Origin of the sequence: Prevotella sp. P4-51 (genome assembly GCF_002251455.1) — a bacterium.
Taxonomy (GTDB): Bacteria; Bacteroidota; Bacteroidia; order Bacteroidales; family Bacteroidaceae; genus Prevotella.
In genome coordinates this window covers 51,348-67,427 of record NZ_NPJM01000044.1, presented here as the reverse complement: position 1 = coordinate 67,427, position 16,080 = coordinate 51,348, and the positions used below count along the sequence as shown (strand labels likewise).

15 protein-coding genes are annotated in these 16,080 nt (G+C 57.0%); 5 read left to right on the top strand and 10 right to left on the bottom strand.

Translation table 11 applies throughout. The features are described 5' to 3' along the window. Positions 1-375 (top strand): hypothetical protein (locus tag CIK94_RS14625; protein ID WP_216821930.1); only part of this gene is annotated, 375 nt, incomplete at its 5' end. Here CIK94_RS14625 and CIK94_RS06135 read toward each other — a convergent pair. Together CIK94_RS06135 and CIK94_RS14030 are read right to left on the bottom strand one after the other, a co-directional pair. Then, a complete protein-coding gene (locus CIK94_RS06135; RefSeq protein WP_094385575.1) occupies positions 336-1,154 on the bottom strand; it encodes an alpha/beta hydrolase family protein in 819 nt (272 codons plus the stop codon). The two genes, CIK94_RS14625 and CIK94_RS06135, sit on opposite strands and share 40 nt — an antisense overlap. Positions 1,155-1,253: 99 nt before the next feature. Then, on the bottom strand, positions 1,254-1,571 hold the full coding sequence (locus CIK94_RS14030) for a hypothetical protein (RefSeq protein WP_144008316.1): 318 nt from the start codon (positions 1,569-1,571) through the stop codon (positions 1,254-1,256). Between the two features lie 107 nt (positions 1,572-1,678). Here CIK94_RS14030 and metF point away from each other — a divergent pair, with 107 nt between their 5' ends. The 4 genes from metF to CIK94_RS06115 are packed head-to-tail and all read left to right on the top strand — an operon-like array spanning position 1,679 to position 5,588. Continuing rightward, positions 1,679-2,635, top strand: coding sequence for a methylenetetrahydrofolate reductase [NAD(P)H] (gene metF / locus CIK94_RS06130; RefSeq protein ID WP_094421933.1), 957 nt, complete (start codon positions 1,679-1,681; stop codon positions 2,633-2,635). Continuing rightward, positions 2,632-3,729, top strand: a complete 1,098-nt coding sequence (locus tag CIK94_RS06125) for a DNA polymerase III subunit delta (RefSeq protein ID WP_094421931.1) — start codon at positions 2,632-2,634, stop codon at positions 3,727-3,729. Before metF ends, CIK94_RS06125 begins: the two co-directional genes overlap by 4 nt. Positions 3,730-3,777: 48 nt before the next feature. Continuing rightward, positions 3,778-5,133: a regulatory iron-sulfur-containing complex subunit RicT gene (locus CIK94_RS06120; RefSeq protein WP_094385581.1), complete on the top strand. Its 1,356-nt coding sequence runs from the start codon at positions 3,778-3,780 to the stop codon at positions 5,131-5,133. Next, positions 5,130-5,588: a gliding motility lipoprotein GldH gene (locus tag CIK94_RS06115; protein ID WP_094421929.1), complete on the top strand. Its 459-nt coding sequence runs from the start codon at positions 5,130-5,132 to the stop codon at positions 5,586-5,588. The genes CIK94_RS06120 and CIK94_RS06115 overlap by 4 nt, the downstream gene beginning before the upstream one ends. Before the next feature lie 232 nt (positions 5,589-5,820). On the opposite strand, the gene rodA is transcribed toward CIK94_RS06115, so the two are convergent. The 8 genes from rodA to CIK94_RS06075 all read right to left on the bottom strand — a co-directional run bounded on the left by rodA (position 5,821) and on the right by CIK94_RS06075 (position 16,080). Beyond that, a complete protein-coding gene (gene rodA / locus CIK94_RS06110) occupies positions 5,821-7,287 on the bottom strand; it encodes a rod shape-determining protein RodA (RefSeq protein WP_094388086.1) in 1,467 nt (488 codons plus the stop codon). Further along, the gene (gene mrdA / locus CIK94_RS06105) at positions 7,268-9,118 is read right to left on the bottom strand and encodes a penicillin-binding protein 2 (protein WP_094388085.1); all 1,851 of its coding nucleotides are present in this window, start codon (positions 9,116-9,118) and stop codon (positions 7,268-7,270) included. The genes rodA and mrdA overlap by 20 nt, the downstream gene beginning before the upstream one ends. Then, positions 9,119-9,619 carry a rod shape-determining protein MreD gene (gene mreD / locus CIK94_RS06100; RefSeq protein WP_094385590.1) on the bottom strand — a complete coding sequence of 167 codons (501 nt, stop codon included), beginning with the start codon at positions 9,617-9,619 and terminating at the stop codon, positions 9,119-9,121. Position 9,620: 1 nt separating this feature from the next. Further along, positions 9,621-10,487 (bottom strand): rod shape-determining protein MreC, encoded by an 867-nt coding sequence (gene mreC, locus CIK94_RS06095; protein WP_022310402.1) that lies wholly within the window; start codon positions 10,485-10,487, stop codon positions 9,621-9,623. A gap of 5 nt (positions 10,488-10,492) precedes the next feature. After that, positions 10,493-11,515 carry a rod shape-determining protein gene (locus CIK94_RS06090; RefSeq protein WP_022310401.1) on the bottom strand — a complete coding sequence of 341 codons (1,023 nt, stop codon included), beginning with the start codon at positions 11,513-11,515 and terminating at the stop codon, positions 10,493-10,495. A gap of 38 nt (positions 11,516-11,553) precedes the next feature. Next, positions 11,554-12,147, bottom strand: coding sequence for an IMP cyclohydrolase (locus tag CIK94_RS06085; protein ID WP_094385592.1), 594 nt, complete (start codon positions 12,145-12,147; stop codon positions 11,554-11,556). Positions 12,148-12,267: 120 nt separating this feature from the next. After that, a complete protein-coding gene (locus CIK94_RS06080) occupies positions 12,268-14,781 on the bottom strand; it encodes a glycoside hydrolase family 31 protein (protein ID WP_094421927.1) in 2,514 nt (837 codons plus the stop codon). 99 nt (positions 14,782-14,880) lie between these two features. Beyond that, the gene (locus CIK94_RS06075; RefSeq protein ID WP_094421925.1) at positions 14,881-16,080 is read right to left on the bottom strand and encodes a MalY/PatB family protein; all 1,200 of its coding nucleotides are present in this window, start codon (positions 16,078-16,080) and stop codon (positions 14,881-14,883) included.

Genomic DNA, 16,080 nt, shown 5'->3' with positions numbered 1-16,080 from the left:
TTAGGAGGGCTGGGGAGGGGCTTCTCCCAAGCAGCTGTTTTTGTACCGGCGCCAGCCGGACTTTTTTTACCGCCAACGGCGGCTTTTTTTACCGTGGTCACTGCTGGCGTCATGCACCGCATGACGGTGGGGATGGCGGTGACGACACGAAGGAAAACTTGTTTTCCGACGGTCGGCACCACCGGCATCACCAAGGCGAAGCCGCCAGCAGTGACCACGGCTTTTTGTGTTTATTTGAGCCCCGTGTGGGTTGAGCAGATAAAAGCCCATAGTGGTATGCCCACAAGCAGCGGCAACTCTGTAGGAGTGCCAAGGCAGAAAAGCCTCTCATCCCCCTACTTCTTCGCAAAGAACTTCTGGAAGAAGAGGAGCTGATAGTCTATGCTGTTGTGCCAATACTGCGCATTGTGGGCACCGGGACGCAGGATGAAATCGTGGTCGATGCCACGGCCGAGCAGACGCTCGTGGAGCGACTTGTTGCACTCGAGGAAGAAGTCGCCCTCGCCACAGTCGATGATGATGTCGAGGTCATGGTTCTGGATGCGGCCAATCTGGTTGACCACCACATGGGCATCCCAGCGCTTGCGGTTGTGAGCCATCTCGCCGAGCGACCGCTTGATTTCCCAGTTCTGCGGGAAGCCACGGAAGTCTACACCACCACTCATGCTGCCACAGGCGCCATAGACATCCTTGTGGCGGAACGCCAGATAGAGCGCGCCATGACCACCCATGCTCAGCCCCGTCACTGCGCGACCCTTGCGGTCGGCGATGGTGCGATAGTGGCTGTCGATATACTCGACCAGTTCCTTGGAGGTGAAGGTTTCGTACTGCAGGTTCTTGTTGATGGGGCTGTCTATATACCACGAGTTGAGCGCGTCGGGGGTGACGAATATCATACCCTTCTCGTCGGCTATCTCGGGGAGCGTGGCCTTGACCTTCTCGAGATAATACTTGCAGTTGCCCGTGGCGCCGTGGAGCAGATAGAGCACCGGATAGCGCTGGTCGCGGTTTTTCTTGGTCTCGGTGGGTGTGATGACCACCGTCTTGACATCCTTGTTCATCACCGTGCTGTGTACCAGCACCGTATCTACCTTGCCTGCCTTGACGCTTAGCGCCAGGAGCATGCACAAACTGATAATAGCGAGTTTCTTCATTGTCGTTGATGATATTAGTATGGTGCAAAGGTAGTCCAAGTCGGAGAAAGCACCAAACAAAACGCCGACTTTTTGCCCCGGCAGAGGCAATTATGTCGCTCACGAAGAAGCCAAGGGCACACAAGAAAAGGAGCGGAGACAGATGCTGGCGCCGCCACCACGTGCTGCCACGTGGAGACCAACGCTGCCGGCTCGTAACGGAAGACACGAGCGCACGTATCGTATGACACGAGGGCACGTAACAATAGGCACGAGCCCACGTAACGTATGATACGAGCCAGCCAATGCGGCTCCGGCGGCGACAAGGGCGGCAGCAGAGTCCCCCGGCGACGCCACGGGTGAGCCACTGGCGACGGGCCCTACCCCACCGGCAGCGGCGATGGAGGCGGCGGCAGTGGCAGAGAGCAGGGAAATCATTGGAAGAAGTGTATGAGAAAAACCGCTAAAAACGAAGAGTATGCTGTTTTTTTTTACTAACTTTGCAAAATATATAACCACGCCCCATCTAACTGCAAGAAATCATCATGAAAGTTGTAGAACTCATCAACATCCATAAAGACAAGAAGAACTTCTCGTTCGAGGTGCTGCCCCCACTCAAGGGCACGGGAACGGGCAAGCTCTTTGCCACTATCGACAAGCTGAAAGAGTTTGACCCTCTCTATATCAACATCACCACCCACCACAGCGAGTATATGTATCGCGAGCTGGACAATGGCCAGTTTGAGCGCATGCGCATACGCCGCCGCCCCGGTACCGTGGCGATAGCCGCCGCCATCCAGCAGAAGTATGGCATCCCCGTCATCCCCCACGTGATATGCAGCGGCGCCACCATCGAGCACATCGAGTATGAGCTGCTGGACCTCCAGTTTCTGGGCATCGAAAACCTGCTGTTGCTGCGTGGCGACAAGGCCAAGGACGACCGCGTGTTTACCCCCGTGGCTGGCGGCCACGCCCACACCACCGACCTGATAGAGCAGGTAAACCGCTTCAACAGCGGCTACTTTGCCGACGGCAGCGCCATCAAGGTGCCGGGCACGCCCTTCGGCTATGGCGTGGCGTGCTACCCCGAGAAGCACGACGAGGCGCCCAATATGGAGATGGACATGGGCTATCTGAAGATGAAGCAGGACATGGGTGCCGAGTATGCCGTGACCCAGCTCTTCTACGACAACAGCAAGTACTTCGACTACGTAGACAAGGCGCGCGCCATGGGCATCACCATCCCCATCATCCCCGGCATCAAGCCCCTCGCTAAGCTCTCGCAGCTCACCGTGGTGCCCAAGACCTTCCACTGTGACCTGCCCCAGGAGCTGGCAGCCGAAGTGAAGCGCTGCAAGACCGACGACGACGCCAAGCAGCTGGGCATAGAGTGGGCCACACACCAGTGCCAGGAGCTCTACGCCCATGGTATCAACAATATACACTTCTACACGGTGTCGGCAGTGGACAGCGTGGCTGAGGTAACGAGACGACTGATATGACATTTGACGAGGTAATAGGACAGAAGGAGACCAAGAAGCGTCTCATGCAGATGGCAGAGGAGCACAGGCTGCCCCACGCGCTCATGTTCTGCGGCCCCGACGGCTGCGGCAAGATGGCTATGGCGCTGGCGCTGGCCTCCTATCTGCTGGGCGAAAGCGCCATGCTCAAGAAGTGGGAGCACCCCGACCTGCACTTCAGCTTCCCCATCGTCAAGCCCGCCGGCGCCACCAGCGAGACCAAGGTGGTGTGCGACGACTTTGTGAGGGAATGGCGCGACATGCTCCTGGCGAGCCCCTACTTCACCATGGACCGCTGGCTGAAGCGCATCAAGGTGGCCAACCAGCAGGCGGTGATATTTGAGGCAGAGAGCGAGGCGCTGATACGCAAGCTGAGCCTCAAGTCGAGCCAAGGCGGCTACAAGGTGGTCATCATCTGGCTGCCCGAACGCATGAACGTGGTCTGCGCCAACAAGATACTCAAGCTGCTCGAGGAACCGCCCATGCAGACGGTGTTCCTGCTCGTGAGCGACGAGCCCGACAAGCTGCTCGAGACCATCCGCAGCCGCGTGCAGCGCATAGACATGAAGCGCATCGAAGACCACGACATCGAGCAGGCGCTCACCGAGAAGAGGGGCATAGCCGCCGACGACGCCAAGCGCATAGCCCACTTGGCCAGTGGCAGCTGGCTCAGAGCCCTCGAGGCGCTGGACGCCGACAACGAGAACACCGAGATGCTGGAACTCTTCAAGACGCTCATGCGACTGGCCTATATGCGCAACATCAAGGACCTGAAGACCTGGAGCGAGGATGTGGCGCAGCTGGGACGCGAAAAGCAGCGCCGCATGCTGGCATACTTCAGCCGCATGACGAGAGAGAACTTCATGTACAACTTCCACAACGCCGACCTCTGCTATATGACGGCGCAGGAAGAGGCGTTCGCCCGCAACTTCGCGCCCTTCGTCAACGAGCACAACGTGATAGGGATAGCCGAAGAGCTGGAGAAATCGATGAAAGAGATAGGCCAGAACGTCACACCTAAAATCGTGATGTTTGACCTGGCCCTCAACATGATTATGCTGTTGAAACAGAAATAAGTCGTAAGTGACACCATATATAAACCCATAAAAAGCAAAAACGAGACAATGAGTAACAAATATAAACTCTGCTGCGACACCGATAGAGGTCTGAGCTGCTGTGGCTGCGGCCGCCAGGACAACCAGCTCAATACCTATGACTGGCTGGCAGACATCCCCGGCAACGACGAGGAGACCGACCTGGTGGAAGTACAGTTCAAGAACACCCGCAAGGGCTACTACCACAACGTGAACAACCTGGAACTGAAGAAGGGCGACACCGTGGCGGTAGAGGCAAACCCCGGCCACGACATCGGAGTGGTGACCCTCACCGGCAGACTGGTAAAGCTGCAGCTGAAGAAGGCCAACCTGAAGTCGGCAGACGACATACGCCGCATCTACCGTATAGCCAAGCCCATCGACATGGACAAGTATCGCGAGGCAAAGAGCCGCGAGCACGGCACCATGATACAGAGCCGACAGATAGCCAAAGACCTGGGGCTCCAGATGAAGATAGGCGACGTGGAATATCAAGGCGACGGCAACAAGGCCATATTCTACTACATCGCCGACGAGCGCGTAGACTTCCGCCAGCTCATCAAGGTGCTGGCAGAGACCTTCCACGTGCGCATCGAGATGAAGCAGATAGGTGCGCGTCAGGAGGCTGGACGCATCGGCGGAACGGGTCCCTGCGGAAGGGAGCTCTGCTGCGCCACATGGATGAAGAACTTCGTAAGCGTGAGCACCAACGCCGCCAGATACCAAGGCATCTCGCTCAACCCGCAGAAGCTGGCGGGTATGTGTGCCAAGCTCAAGTGCTGCATGAACTACGAGATAGACGACTATGTAGAGGCCAACCGCAAGATGCCCGCCAAGGACGCTGTGCTGCAGACCAAGGACAACGACTACTATCAGTTCAAGACCGACGTGCTGGCGGGGCTCATCACCTACTCGACCGACAAGAACCTGGCAGCCAATCTGGAGACCATCAGCGCCGAGAGGGCTCACGCCATCATCGAGATGAACAAGCAGGGCGAAAAGCCGCTGAGTCTGCTCGAAGACGGCACCGCCAAGGTGGAAAAGAAGTCGCTCGACCTGCTCGAAGACGCCGACATCAGCCGATTTGACCGCAGCAAGCGCAAGCGCAAAGGCGGCAACAAGCCCAAGGGCAACGGCAACCAGAAACAGCAGCAGGGCGGAAAGCAACAGCAGGGTCAGGAACCCAAACAGGGGGACGCCCAGAACCAGAACCGCGACGAGCACAACAAGGGGCGTGAGGGCCAGAACCAGAACCGCGACGGCCAGAAGCAAGGTCGCGACGGCCAGAAGCGCAACCGCCAGGACAATCGCCGCCAACAGGGTCAGCGTCGTCAAGGCAACAGGGACAGACAGCAGAACGCGCCTAAGAACAATAAGGAGGAATGAGAAATCTGGGGCTGCTGACAGGCATCGTGATGATGATACTCACGGCATGCGACGGCAAGGTGTATGACACCTACCGCCACACGTCGCTGGAGGGATGGGAGCGCAACGACACCCTGTGCTACGACGTGGCAAAGATGGCTCAGGCGGGCGACTACCTCGTAGAACTGGGGCTGCGCACCGACTACGACTTCCCCTTCGTCGCCATCACGCTCATCGTAGACCAGACCATTCTGCCCGAAGGCACCACGCTGAGAGATACACTCGACTGCCGACTGGTGAAGACCAACAGCACGCAGAAAACGGGCGGCATAAGTTGCTTTGAATACAACACCGAGGTGCGCCGCCTGAGGCTCAACGCCAACGACAGCATGCACATCACCGTGCGCCACGACATGAAGCGCGACATCCTGCCGGGTGTGAGCGACGTGGGTATCTCCGTCAGACGGATGAAGTAAATCCTCTGGCGGCGGAAGCAGTTCCGTCAGGACGGTTGGGCAATTCTGCCGGATGGATAGGCAATCGGGGCTACACCTTATTATATATATAGGGGACGGGAGTGAGTGCCGGTTGGCTGGGGCATGAGTCCCCGGCTCGGGAAGACCAAAGCGGCGGAAAGAAAGCCGACAACAGATAAGACAAAACCAACGGTAACCGGAGAGGGGGACCGTTGGTTTTTATTTTGTAAGCCTAAACACGCTGGTTGCGGGCGGCATCGATGCGGAGGAAGATAAACAGGAGGATGGTAAAGCCCCACAACGACGAACCGCCGTAACTGAAGAAGGGCAAGGGGATGCCGATGACGGGGGTAAGGCCAAGCACCATGCCCACATTGATAAACACATGGAAGAGGAAGACACTCAGCACACAGTAGCCATAGATGCGCCCGAACTTGAAGGTCTGCCGCTCGGCCAAGTGGATAAGCCGCAGGATGAGCGCGAGAAAGAGCAGCAGCACACCTGCCGACCCTACAAAGCCCTCTTCCTCGCCCACGGTGCAGAAGATGAAGTCGGTGTCTTGCTCGGGCACGTACTTGAGCTTGGTCTGGGTTCCGTTGAGGAAGCCTTTGCCCTTGAGTCCGCCTGAACCTATCGCTATCTCACTCTGATGGACATTGTAACCGGCTCCGGAGAGGTCTTCCTCGAGTCCCAAGAGCACATTGATGCGCACACGCTGGTGGGGCTTCATCACATCGTTGAGCATATAGTCGGCAGAGTAGAAGAAAAGCACCGAGCCGATACAGAACAGCGAGATGTAGAAGAAGCTGCGGATGCGGGTGGAAAGCCCCTGATAGATGAGGAAAATCGCCATGGCGACGATGGTGGCAAGCTGTATCCACACGATGTCGAAGGCTACGATGAAGCGGGCTGCGAGGGTGGCTATGAGGGTGGTGGAAGCCACGGCTATGGCCATGATGCGCACGGTCTTGGGCGACTTGCAGTAGGAGGCGACCATGCCGGTAGTGAAAATCTGCGCCAACAGCAGGACGACATACTTGCCCACCGAGGTGGGGGTGTCCATGAGCATCACGTTCTCGTACTTGATGCCGACGACAAAATAGATGACCATCGCCACACCCGAAAAGAGGATGCTGCCCTGCATGCCTTCGCGGTAGAACATCAGGAAAAACGAGAGGTAAACCAGCGCCGAGCCAGTCTCCTTCTGCCCGACGATGAAGAGCATCGGTAGCACCACCACGCCAATCGCCATCGCGAAGTGGCGCCATCGGTGGATGTCAAAGCCATAACTGCTCATGAGCTTGGACACCGCGAGCGCCGTGGCGAACTTGGCAAACTCGGCCGGCTGCAATCGCAGCGGTCCAAGGACAAGCCACGAGCGCGAGCCCTTGATTTCGTGAGGGTTGAAGATAGTCACAAACAGCAGCAAGAGCAGCACACCATAGATGACGTAGGCAAAGGTGTCGTACATGCGCGAGTCGGTCATCAGGATGACAAATCCCAACGCTAAGGAGGTACCTATCCACACGATCTGCATACCCGAGCGCGAGCCCATGCTGAATATATCGGTCGAGCCATAGGTATAGCTGGCTCCGCAGACACTTATCCATCCGAAGACGAGCAGCGCCACGTAGATGAACACCGTCCACTTGTCCAGAGAGCGAAACACGCCCTGATTGTTATCTATTGCTTGAACCATAAGCTATACGTTTCTTCTGGAATACTGCGGCCTTGGCTTCCGACGCAGGCGACAGTTTTCCCTTAATATATTGTTCCATCATCAGGTCGCCAATGGGCACACCATAGTCGGCACCCCATCCACCGTTCTCGACATACACGGCAATGGCTATACGCGGGTCGTTCATCGGCGCGAAGCCCATGAAAACGGAGTGGTCATGACCTCTGTTCTGCGCAGTACCCGTCTTACCGCAGGCTTCATAGTCGGCACGGTTCATCGAACGGCTCGTACCTCGGAGGACCGAAGCTCGCATGCCGGCAACGACATATTCGTAAGCGCGGCGACTTGCTTTGGTGTAATGGCGACGAGTGAAGGCGGTGTCGAGGGGCTCTCCAGCCACCTTGCGCACCACGTGGGGGGTATAGTAATAACCTCTGTTGGCGATAGTGGCACCGAGGTTGGCGATTTGGAGCGGAGTAAGGTTGACTTCACCCTGCCCAATGGAAATACTGATAACAGTAAGGCCGTTCCATGCACCATGGTAAGCCTTGTCATAGAACATACCGTTGGGGATGAACCCTCGCTTCTCGCCGGGCAAGTCAATACCGAGCCGGTAACCAAATCCCATACTCTTCATGTAATCGCGCCACACGTCGAGGGCAGCAGCACTGTTGGCGTACTTACGCCGGTTGCCCACCATGTGGTAGAGGCCCCAGCAGAAGTAAGCATTGCAGGAGGTACCGATAGCATTAATCATGGCGATGGGCGACGCATGGGAGTGGCAGCCAACGTGGAGACCTCGGTAATAGAAGCCGCGATGGCAGGGGAAAGAGGTGGCGGGAGTGATGATACCCTCAGACATATAGGTAAGAGCCTGGGATGTCTTGAAGGTAGAGCCGGGAGGATACTGGCCCATCGTAGAACGGTTGAGCAGAGGTTTCCACGGGTTGCGGGCCAGCGCGAGATGATTCTTGCCACGCTGGCGACCCACCATGATGCGCGGGTCGTAAGTGGGGGAAGAGACCATGCACAGCACCTCGCCTGTGGAAGGCTCGATGGCCACGATAGAGCCTATCTTGCCCTCGAGCAACCGCTCGCCCAAGGCTTGGAGCTTGATATCGATACTGAGCGTAAGGTCTTTACCAGCCACAGGCCGGCGGTCGAGCTGGCCATGCTGATAGCTACCCTGGATGCGGCCGTGGGCATCGCGCAGGAGAATCTGTATACCCTTCTCGCCACGCAGCTGTTTCTCATACGATTTCTCCACACCCTGCTTGCCGATGTAGTCGCCAGCCTGATAGTAGTCATCGTCCTCAATATTGGCCTCAGAGACCTCGGCCACATCGCCCAAGACGTGGGCTGCATTGGGATACTGGTACTGACGGATGCTGCGCTTCTGCACATAGAAACCGGGGAAGCGGAACATCTTCTCCCGGAACATACTGAACTCCTGGTCAGAGAGCTGCGACAAGAACAGTTGCTGGGTAAACCGCGAATAGCCGGGGTTCTTGCTGCGGTCCTTGATATCGTTCATACGACGGATGAAAAACTCCTTGGTAATACCCAGCGCCTGACAGAACTCGAGGGTATCGATATGGCCCTTCTCTTCGTTCATCACCACCATGATGTCATAGGCAGGCTGGTTGTAGACCAGCAGATTGCCGTTGCGGTCGTAGATGACACCACGCGAGGGATAGTCTATCTTCTTGAGGAAAGCGTTACTGTCGGCATTGCGCTTGTAGTCATCGCTCATCAGCTGCAGCGTGAATAGGCGGATGATGTAAACCACGACAATGACGACGGCCACGCCTCCGATGACGAAGCGCCGGTTCTCCAGGTTGAAGTCTTTCATTTACAGCTTCCTTGCGTTTTCGATTACCAGTATCAGCATTGTGGTGAGGATGGTGCTCGACAACGCGCAGGCCAGCCATTGGGGCCAGTTGTAGAAGCAGAACGCCTCCAGAGTAAAGAATACGAGGCAGTAGATGGTCACCACTATCAGAGTGTAATAGAAGAAGCGCGCCGTGCCCAGGTTTTCCATCGTCGGAGCCATATCCTCCTCAGCCTCACGGCTCAACAGCGGCATGAGGATGTAGGGGCGGACAAAGCCAATCAGCGTCATGCTGACGGTGGCTATTCCCGACGTGTCGGAGAATATGTCTACGATGACGCCCATGACAAAAGCAATGAGCAGCAGTGCCCATCGGGGGCAGTTACGCTTAAGGAGCATGATAAGATAGACATAGAGCAAGGGCGTGGCGACACCGAAGAGATGGATATGATTAAGTATCAATATCTGCACCAGCAGTATCACCGCGTATAAGATTATGTCTTTGACTATCCCGTATTTCATTTTAATCTTTCTGTTTGAGCAAGATGGAGTCTTTGGCTGCGTTGAGCAGCTGCATGCGCTCACTAAGCTCAGTGTTGTCGACCACACACACGTCGCGCAGCTTGCCAAAGTCGGTGGCGAGCTTTACCTTCAAGCGGAAGGAAAGTCCGTCGGCCGAGTTGAACACGTACTTGACCTGCCCCACCATGATACCGGCAGGGAATACCTCTGAGTAACCGCTGGTTACCACGTAGTCGCCCTTGCGGAAACGGGCGTGGCGAGGCACGTCGTCGACATACGCCATATCGGTATAGCCGCCATCCCAGTGGAGGTAGCCGAAGTAGCCGCGGTCCTTGATGGTACAACTGATGTTTGACTGGCGGTTGAGCACGGGGATGATGACGGCGTAGTGGGCCGATGCGAGATAGACGATGCCTACCACGCCGTGGCCGCTTACCACGCCCATATCCTTCTTCACCCCGTCGGCCTCACCCTTGTCGATGGTGATGAGATTGTCTTTCTCTGAGATGGTGTTCGAGATTACCTTGGCCGGAATGAGTCTGTAGCCCTCCAGCGACTGAGCCTTGACCTGAGCCAACAGCGTACTGTCGGCCGAAGTCTGTTCCAGCCGGTCGGAGAGCACCTTGACCTGGCTCTCCAGATATACGTTGCGGGCAGTGAGCTGCTCATTGATATCCCCCAGGGAGAAATAAGCCGTCACCTTAGAGTCCCATTCATAGAGCTTTCCCGCCACCACATTGGCCGAGGAGAACCACACGCTCCCCTGGTAAGTGTGACCGCGGAAAAGCCATACCAGTCCGATAATCTCGAATAGGACGAAGAGAAACCAATGGTTATGCTTGCCGAGAAACTCTAACAGGTTTCGCATTGGCACTATCTCATCAGGAACGAGAACTTGTCAACATTCTTCAGCGCGATGCCAGCTCCGCGTGCCACACTGTGCAACGGGTCTTCGGCGATATGGAAAGGAATGTTGATTTTCTCCTGAAGACGACGGTCGAGACCACGCAGCAGGGCGCCGCCACCGCTCAGATAGATACCGTTCTTCACGATATCGGCATAGAGCTCGGGGGGAGTGTTCTCAAGAGCCGAGAGCACGGCGTTCTCAATCTTTGCCACGGTCTTGTCGAGACAGTGGGCAATCTCCTGATAGCATACAGGCACCTCCATAGGCAGTGCGGTGATGCGGTTAGGACCATGTACCACATAGTCTTCCGGAGCCTCGTCGCCCAGGTCGGTCAATGCCGAGCCCACATGTATCTTGATGCGCTCTGCCATACGTTCCGACACCTTCACATTGTGCTGACGGCTCATGTACTCCTGAATGTCGGAAGTAAGGTCATCGCCAGCCACGCGGATAGAGTTGTTGGAGACGATGCCACCGAGAGAGATAACGGCAATCTCGGTGCTACCACCGCCGATGTCGACAATCATGTTGCCCTCGGGAGCCTCAACGTCGATACCGATACCGATGGCGGCTGCCATAGGCTCAAAGATAAGATAGACATCGCGGCCATCGGCATGCTCGGCACTGTCGCGGACAGCACGGAGTTCAACCTCGGTAGAGCCCGAAGGCACACCGATTACCATACGCAGTGAGGGCGAGAAGAGGCGGCTGCCAGAGTGTACCATCTTGATAAGACCACGCATCATCTGCTCACAGGCAGAGAAGTCGGCAATCACACCGTCGCGCAGGGGGCGCACCGTACGGATGTTGTCGTGAGTCTTCTCGTACATCATCTTGGCCTTCTGGCCCACGGCAATCATCTTGCCGTCAATGCGGTTGAGAGCGACTACCGATGGTTCGTCCACCACAATCTTATCATCACTGATAATGATGGTGTTGGCCGTTCCCAGGTCCATCGCAATCTCCTGAATGAATGAAAAAAATCCCATTTATAAAAATCGTTTATAGCTATAAATAATCGTTGTTGTTACTTGACAAACCACTCATGGATGGCGGTGTCGTAGTGGCTGCTTACGCCGAAGGCGCGGGCTGCCAGCATCTTGCGGTCTTCGATGTCGGTCTGGGCACCCTTCTTGTTGAGGATATCGAGCAGCACGCTATACTCGGCCTTGCTGGGCACGATGACCACGTCATTGAAGTTCTTGGCTCCGGCACGGATGAGCGAGATGCCGCCGATGTCTATCTTCTCGATGATGTCGGCATCCGATGCGCCGCTTGCCACGGTCTGCTCAAAGGGATAGAGGTCTACTACAACCAGGTCTATGGCGGGGATGTCATATTCCTTCATCTGTGCCTGGTCGCCCTCATTGGCGCGACGGGCCAGTATACCTCCGAACACCTTGGGATGGAGGGTCTTCACACGGCCACCGAGGATAGAGGGATAGGAGGTCACGTTCTCTACCTTCTCACACTCGTAACCCAGCGATTCGATGAACTGCTGAGTGCCGCCAGTCGACAAGAATTTCACACCTTCTTCATTGAGTTTCTTCAACAGTTCATCCAGGCCGTCTTTGTGGAACACTGAGATGAGGGCTGTCTTGATTTGTCTTGTTTCTGCCATAATTGTTTGTTGCTTTAGATACTACGTGCAAAATTACGAAAATATCCTCTATTACTTAAATAAACAAGGTGGAAATTGTAGTTTCCACCTTGAAAATTATGATAAATCAAACGCTCACTCCTAATAAGTGGCGCGAAGATAGATTTCACGTTGTTTCTCAGTCACACCATTGGCGTCGAGCAGCTGGGGCAGCCGCTGATAGTTGGCACGGAAGGCAGCCACGAGTTCTTTCATCCTGTCGGGATAGTAACTGATGGCTCGACCGGTCGACTCCATCGTGCCGAGTCCCTCGCCGAAGACGATGCCGGCCTTCTGGCGCTTCAGCCTGTAGTTGTTCTGCCCTATACGGCGCATCTGGCCCATCAGTCCGTCGGCCACATCGATGGCGTCGGGGGCATAGGTCACCTCTACTGTCTTCTCGATGTTGGGGTCGCTGTCGGCTATGGCTATGGTGGCGGTAAGCGTGTTGCCGTCATAGTCGAACGCCGCGGGCTTGCCGTTGACCACAACCAGCTCTGGCACAGCCCGTGCCACTATCTTCACACTGTACTTGCGTGCCTCGGGCATGCCCTCATAGCTGCCCTCGCGACGACCTATCTTCACGGTGAGCTTGTTGCCCTCGACCTCCTGGGTCATGCGGGTGCGGGCAAAGGCGGTGGCATAAGCCTTGTCGTTGCCGTTGTCCTCATACATCGAGAACTCGCCGTTGCCGCCGGGGTAGACGGTCACCACGATGGGCTCGTCGTTGGATTTCAGGTTCTTCACCTTGTCATACATGGGGATGACGGCGCCCGCCTTGACATACATGGGGTACTCGTCGAGGTGGAAGTTGCGCTCCACGCGCTGTCCGCCCTTGAGCAGCGTGCCCGTAGCCACCTCATACCAGTCGTTGCCGCCGGGGAGCCACACCTTGTGGCGGGACACACCGTCTGCCATAGGCTGGGTGATGGGGCTGACCAGGATTTGGTCGCCAAACATATAGCTGTTGCGCTCCTGGTAGGCTTCCTCGTTCTCGGGCCACTCATAGTAGAGCGGACGGCAGAGCGAGAGACCCTCGTCGTAGGCACGGCGTGCCATGGTGTAGATGTAGGGAGCCATGCGATAGCGCTCGAGGATGGTGTTGCGGATGATGCTGAAGTGCTGGTGGTCAAAGGCCCACGGTTCCTTGTCGAGCGCGGAGCTCTTGGTCGAGTGGGTACGCAGGATGGGACTCAGCGCACCAAACTGGAGCCAGCGTATATAGAGTTCGGGGTCTATGCGGTTGGCGTTCATGTGGCCGCCGATGTCGTGGCTCCAGTAGCCATAGAGCACGTTGGAGGCGGTGGCGTTGAAGTAGGGCTGGAAGTCGAGCGATTTCCAGCTGATGACGGCGTCGCCCGAGAAGCCTATCTGGTAGCGGTGGTTACCCAGCCCGCCCCAGCGGTGGTAGAGCATCGGGCGCTCCTGGCGATGGCGCTCCATGTCGGTGAAGGTGGTATAGTTTATCCACCAGGTGTTGCCGAGCCGTGGGAACTCCTTGTCGTTGAGTCCCTGCTGCCAGTCTAACCACCAGAAGCTCACTCCGTCGCGCTCCATAGGGCGCAACACGGTGTTGTACCATCCCTCCATAAACCGTTTATCCGACGCTGCCCAGTCTATGTCCTTCTTCTCGTCGGGGTTCATGCCCATCCAGCGCGCCATAGCGGGATATTGTTCCTCGTAGGGTTTGATGCCGTCGGCGGGATGCAGGTTGATAGTCACGTTGAGCTGCTTCGAGCCAGCCCACTGCAGGAAGCCCTTGGGGTCGGGGAAGAGGCGGCGGTTCCAGGTATAGCCTGTCCATGCGCCCTTGCCCTTCTCGGTGTAGTGCCAGTCCATGTCGACCACCAGCACATCGAGGGGAATGCTGTAGGTGTCAAAGTTGTCTACCAGCTGGCGCAGTTCGTTGTCGGTGTAGCACCAGTAGCGCGACCACCAGTAACCGAAGGCATAGCGCGGAGGCAGCGCCATCTTTCCCGAGACCACGGTAAAGTCGCGCAGAGCCTTGCGATAGTCGTGGCCATAGGCCATGAAGTACCAGTCCTGGGCTTTGCCTTCCTCGCGGCGGTGGCTTACCCACTGCCAGTCGCTATGGTCGAAGAGATAGTTCTGCGAGTCGTCGATGAAGGTCCATCCGCTGCGCGAGAGCAGACCGTCCTCGATGGGCATGGGCTGGTCGCCGCGCATATTGCCGTCATATCCGTCGAGGGTGCGATAGGTACCCTTGAGATTGAGGGTGTCTTTCTGCCCGGGGCGCCAGGCAAAGGGCTTGACTCCCTTGCGTTTGGGCGAGGTTATGAGCAGGTTGCCATTGCCGAGCGGGCCCTGGCTCTTGGTATACTTGATGACCATGCAGCGGGTGGTTATCTCGACGGTCTTGCCACGGTCGCGGGTGGTATAGTCTACGGCGGGGTAGTCGCGGTTGATGGCCATGAGCGACTGTCCGTCCTCAAATCGGCCGTCGGGCGAGTACTCCATACGTGCCATGCCGTCGGTGACGAGCGATATGCGTACATGGCTGTCCTGGTAAGCCACGTTCTTCTGGGCGGTGGCGGGCAAGGCGATGAGGGCGGCTATCACTGCCGCTGCCGCCTTAGCAGTTTTGCTTATGTTCATAATAGTGTTGCAGATTGTTTATTGTACTATATATAATAAGGTATAGGTTGCGGCAGCCTATGACGACTGCCGCACCCCAGAGAGGGCGTGCGCCGCGGCTCAGGAGGGGCACCCCATGTCGCAGTCGTCTTCCATATAGGGCGCGAGCACCTTGGCCATACGCGTGAGACCGTCTATCATGCGGCTGCGCGGACAGGCAATGTTGATACGCATATAGCCCTGACCGGCGCGACGGCCGTACATGGTGCCGCTGTTGAGATAGACCTTGCCCTCGTCGCGGAGTTTGGCTTCGAGTTCATCTGAAGTAAACTCGAGGGCAGAGATATCTACCCACACGAGGTAGGTGCCTTCGAGCTTGAGCACTTCTATCTTGGGCATATACTCGGCAAAGAAGCGCTTCAGCTCCAGGTAGTTGTCGTAGAGGTAGCGGTTGAGCTCGTCGAGCCACTCCTCGCTCTCGTTGTAGGCTGCCACGAGCGCGTCGGGACCGAAGGGGTTGACCTCGCACACCTCGAAGATGTTGATGACGCGGTCTACGCGGCGGCGCATCTCCGTGTCGCTGCAGATGACGTTGGACTGCATCAGTCCGGCGGTGTTGAACGACTTGGAGGGCGAGTTGAGGGTCACGGTGATGGCCGATGTCTCGTCAGAGAGCGACGCAAAGGGCGTATACTCATAGCCGGGCATCACGAGCTCGCAGTGTATCTCGTCGGCGATGACGCGCACATGATGGCGGCGACAGATGTCGCTCACGCGCTCAAGCTCGTCGCGGCGCCACACGCGGCCGGCGGGGTTGTGGGGGTTGCAGAAGAGCAGCACGGCGGCGCGCTCGTCGGCACAGCGACGCTCCAGGTCGTCGTAGTCGATAACATAGCTGTCGGCCTCGCGCTTGAGCTCACACTCGGAGGCCTCGCAACCGCAGTTGCGTATCGACGAGAAGAAGCAGTTGTAGACGGGGGTGAGGATAACCACCTGCTGACCGGGCAGGGTGAGCGCCTTGATAGCACAGCTCATAGCTGCCACCACACCGGGGGTGTGGAGTATCCAGCTACGGTCGATGTGCCACTGGTGGCGGCGGTCAAACCAGTTGATGACGGCGTCGTAGTAGCTGTCATCGGTGAAGGTGTAGCCATAGACGGGATGGGCGGCGCGGCGCTCCACAGCCTGGCGTATGGCGGGAGCCACCTCGAAGTCCATATCGGCCACCCACATGGGCAGCTCGCCCTCGCCTATGCTGTCCCACTTCACACAGCGGGTACCGAGACGCTCGGGGGCATGGTCAAAATCAAATGTTGCCAT

Bases quoted from the DNA above. Each gene is read 5' to 3' on its own strand.
- CIK94_RS06120 (WP_094385581.1), top strand. From the start codon at position 3,778: ATGAGTAACAAATATAAACTCTGCTGCGACACCGATAGAGGTCTGAGC.
- CIK94_RS06125 (WP_094421931.1), top strand. From the start codon at position 2,632: ATGACATTTGACGAGGTAATAGGACAGAAGGAGACCAAGAAGCGTCTC.
- rodA (WP_094388086.1), bottom strand. From the start codon at position 7,287: ATGGTTCAAGCAATAGATAACAATCAGGGCGTGTTTCGCTCTCTGGAC.
- CIK94_RS14030 (WP_144008316.1), bottom strand. From the start codon at position 1,571: ATGATTTCCCTGCTCTCTGCCACTGCCGCCGCCTCCATCGCCGCTGCC.
- CIK94_RS06075 (WP_094421925.1), bottom strand. From the start codon at position 16,080: ATGGCAACATTTGATTTTGACCATGCCCCCGAGCGTCTCGGTACCCGC.
- CIK94_RS06135 (WP_094385575.1), bottom strand. From the start codon at position 1,154: ATGAAGAAACTCGCTATTATCAGTTTGTGCATGCTCCTGGCGCTAAGC.
- mreD (WP_094385590.1), bottom strand. From the start codon at position 9,619: ATGAAATACGGGATAGTCAAAGACATAATCTTATACGCGGTGATACTG.
- CIK94_RS06115 (WP_094421929.1), top strand. From the start codon at position 5,130: ATGAGAAATCTGGGGCTGCTGACAGGCATCGTGATGATGATACTCACG.
- CIK94_RS06090 (WP_022310401.1), bottom strand. From the start codon at position 11,515: ATGGGATTTTTTTCATTCATTCAGGAGATTGCGATGGACCTGGGAACG.
- CIK94_RS06080 (WP_094421927.1), bottom strand. From the start codon at position 14,781: ATGAACATAAGCAAAACTGCTAAGGCGGCAGCGGCAGTGATAGCCGCC.
- metF (WP_094421933.1), top strand. From the start codon at position 1,679: ATGAAAGTTGTAGAACTCATCAACATCCATAAAGACAAGAAGAACTTC.
- mrdA (WP_094388085.1), bottom strand. From the start codon at position 9,118: ATGAAAGACTTCAACCTGGAGAACCGGCGCTTCGTCATCGGAGGCGTG.
- CIK94_RS06085 (WP_094385592.1), bottom strand. From the start codon at position 12,147: ATGGCAGAAACAAGACAAATCAAGACAGCCCTCATCTCAGTGTTCCAC.
- mreC (WP_022310402.1), bottom strand. From the start codon at position 10,487: ATGCGAAACCTGTTAGAGTTTCTCGGCAAGCATAACCATTGGTTTCTC.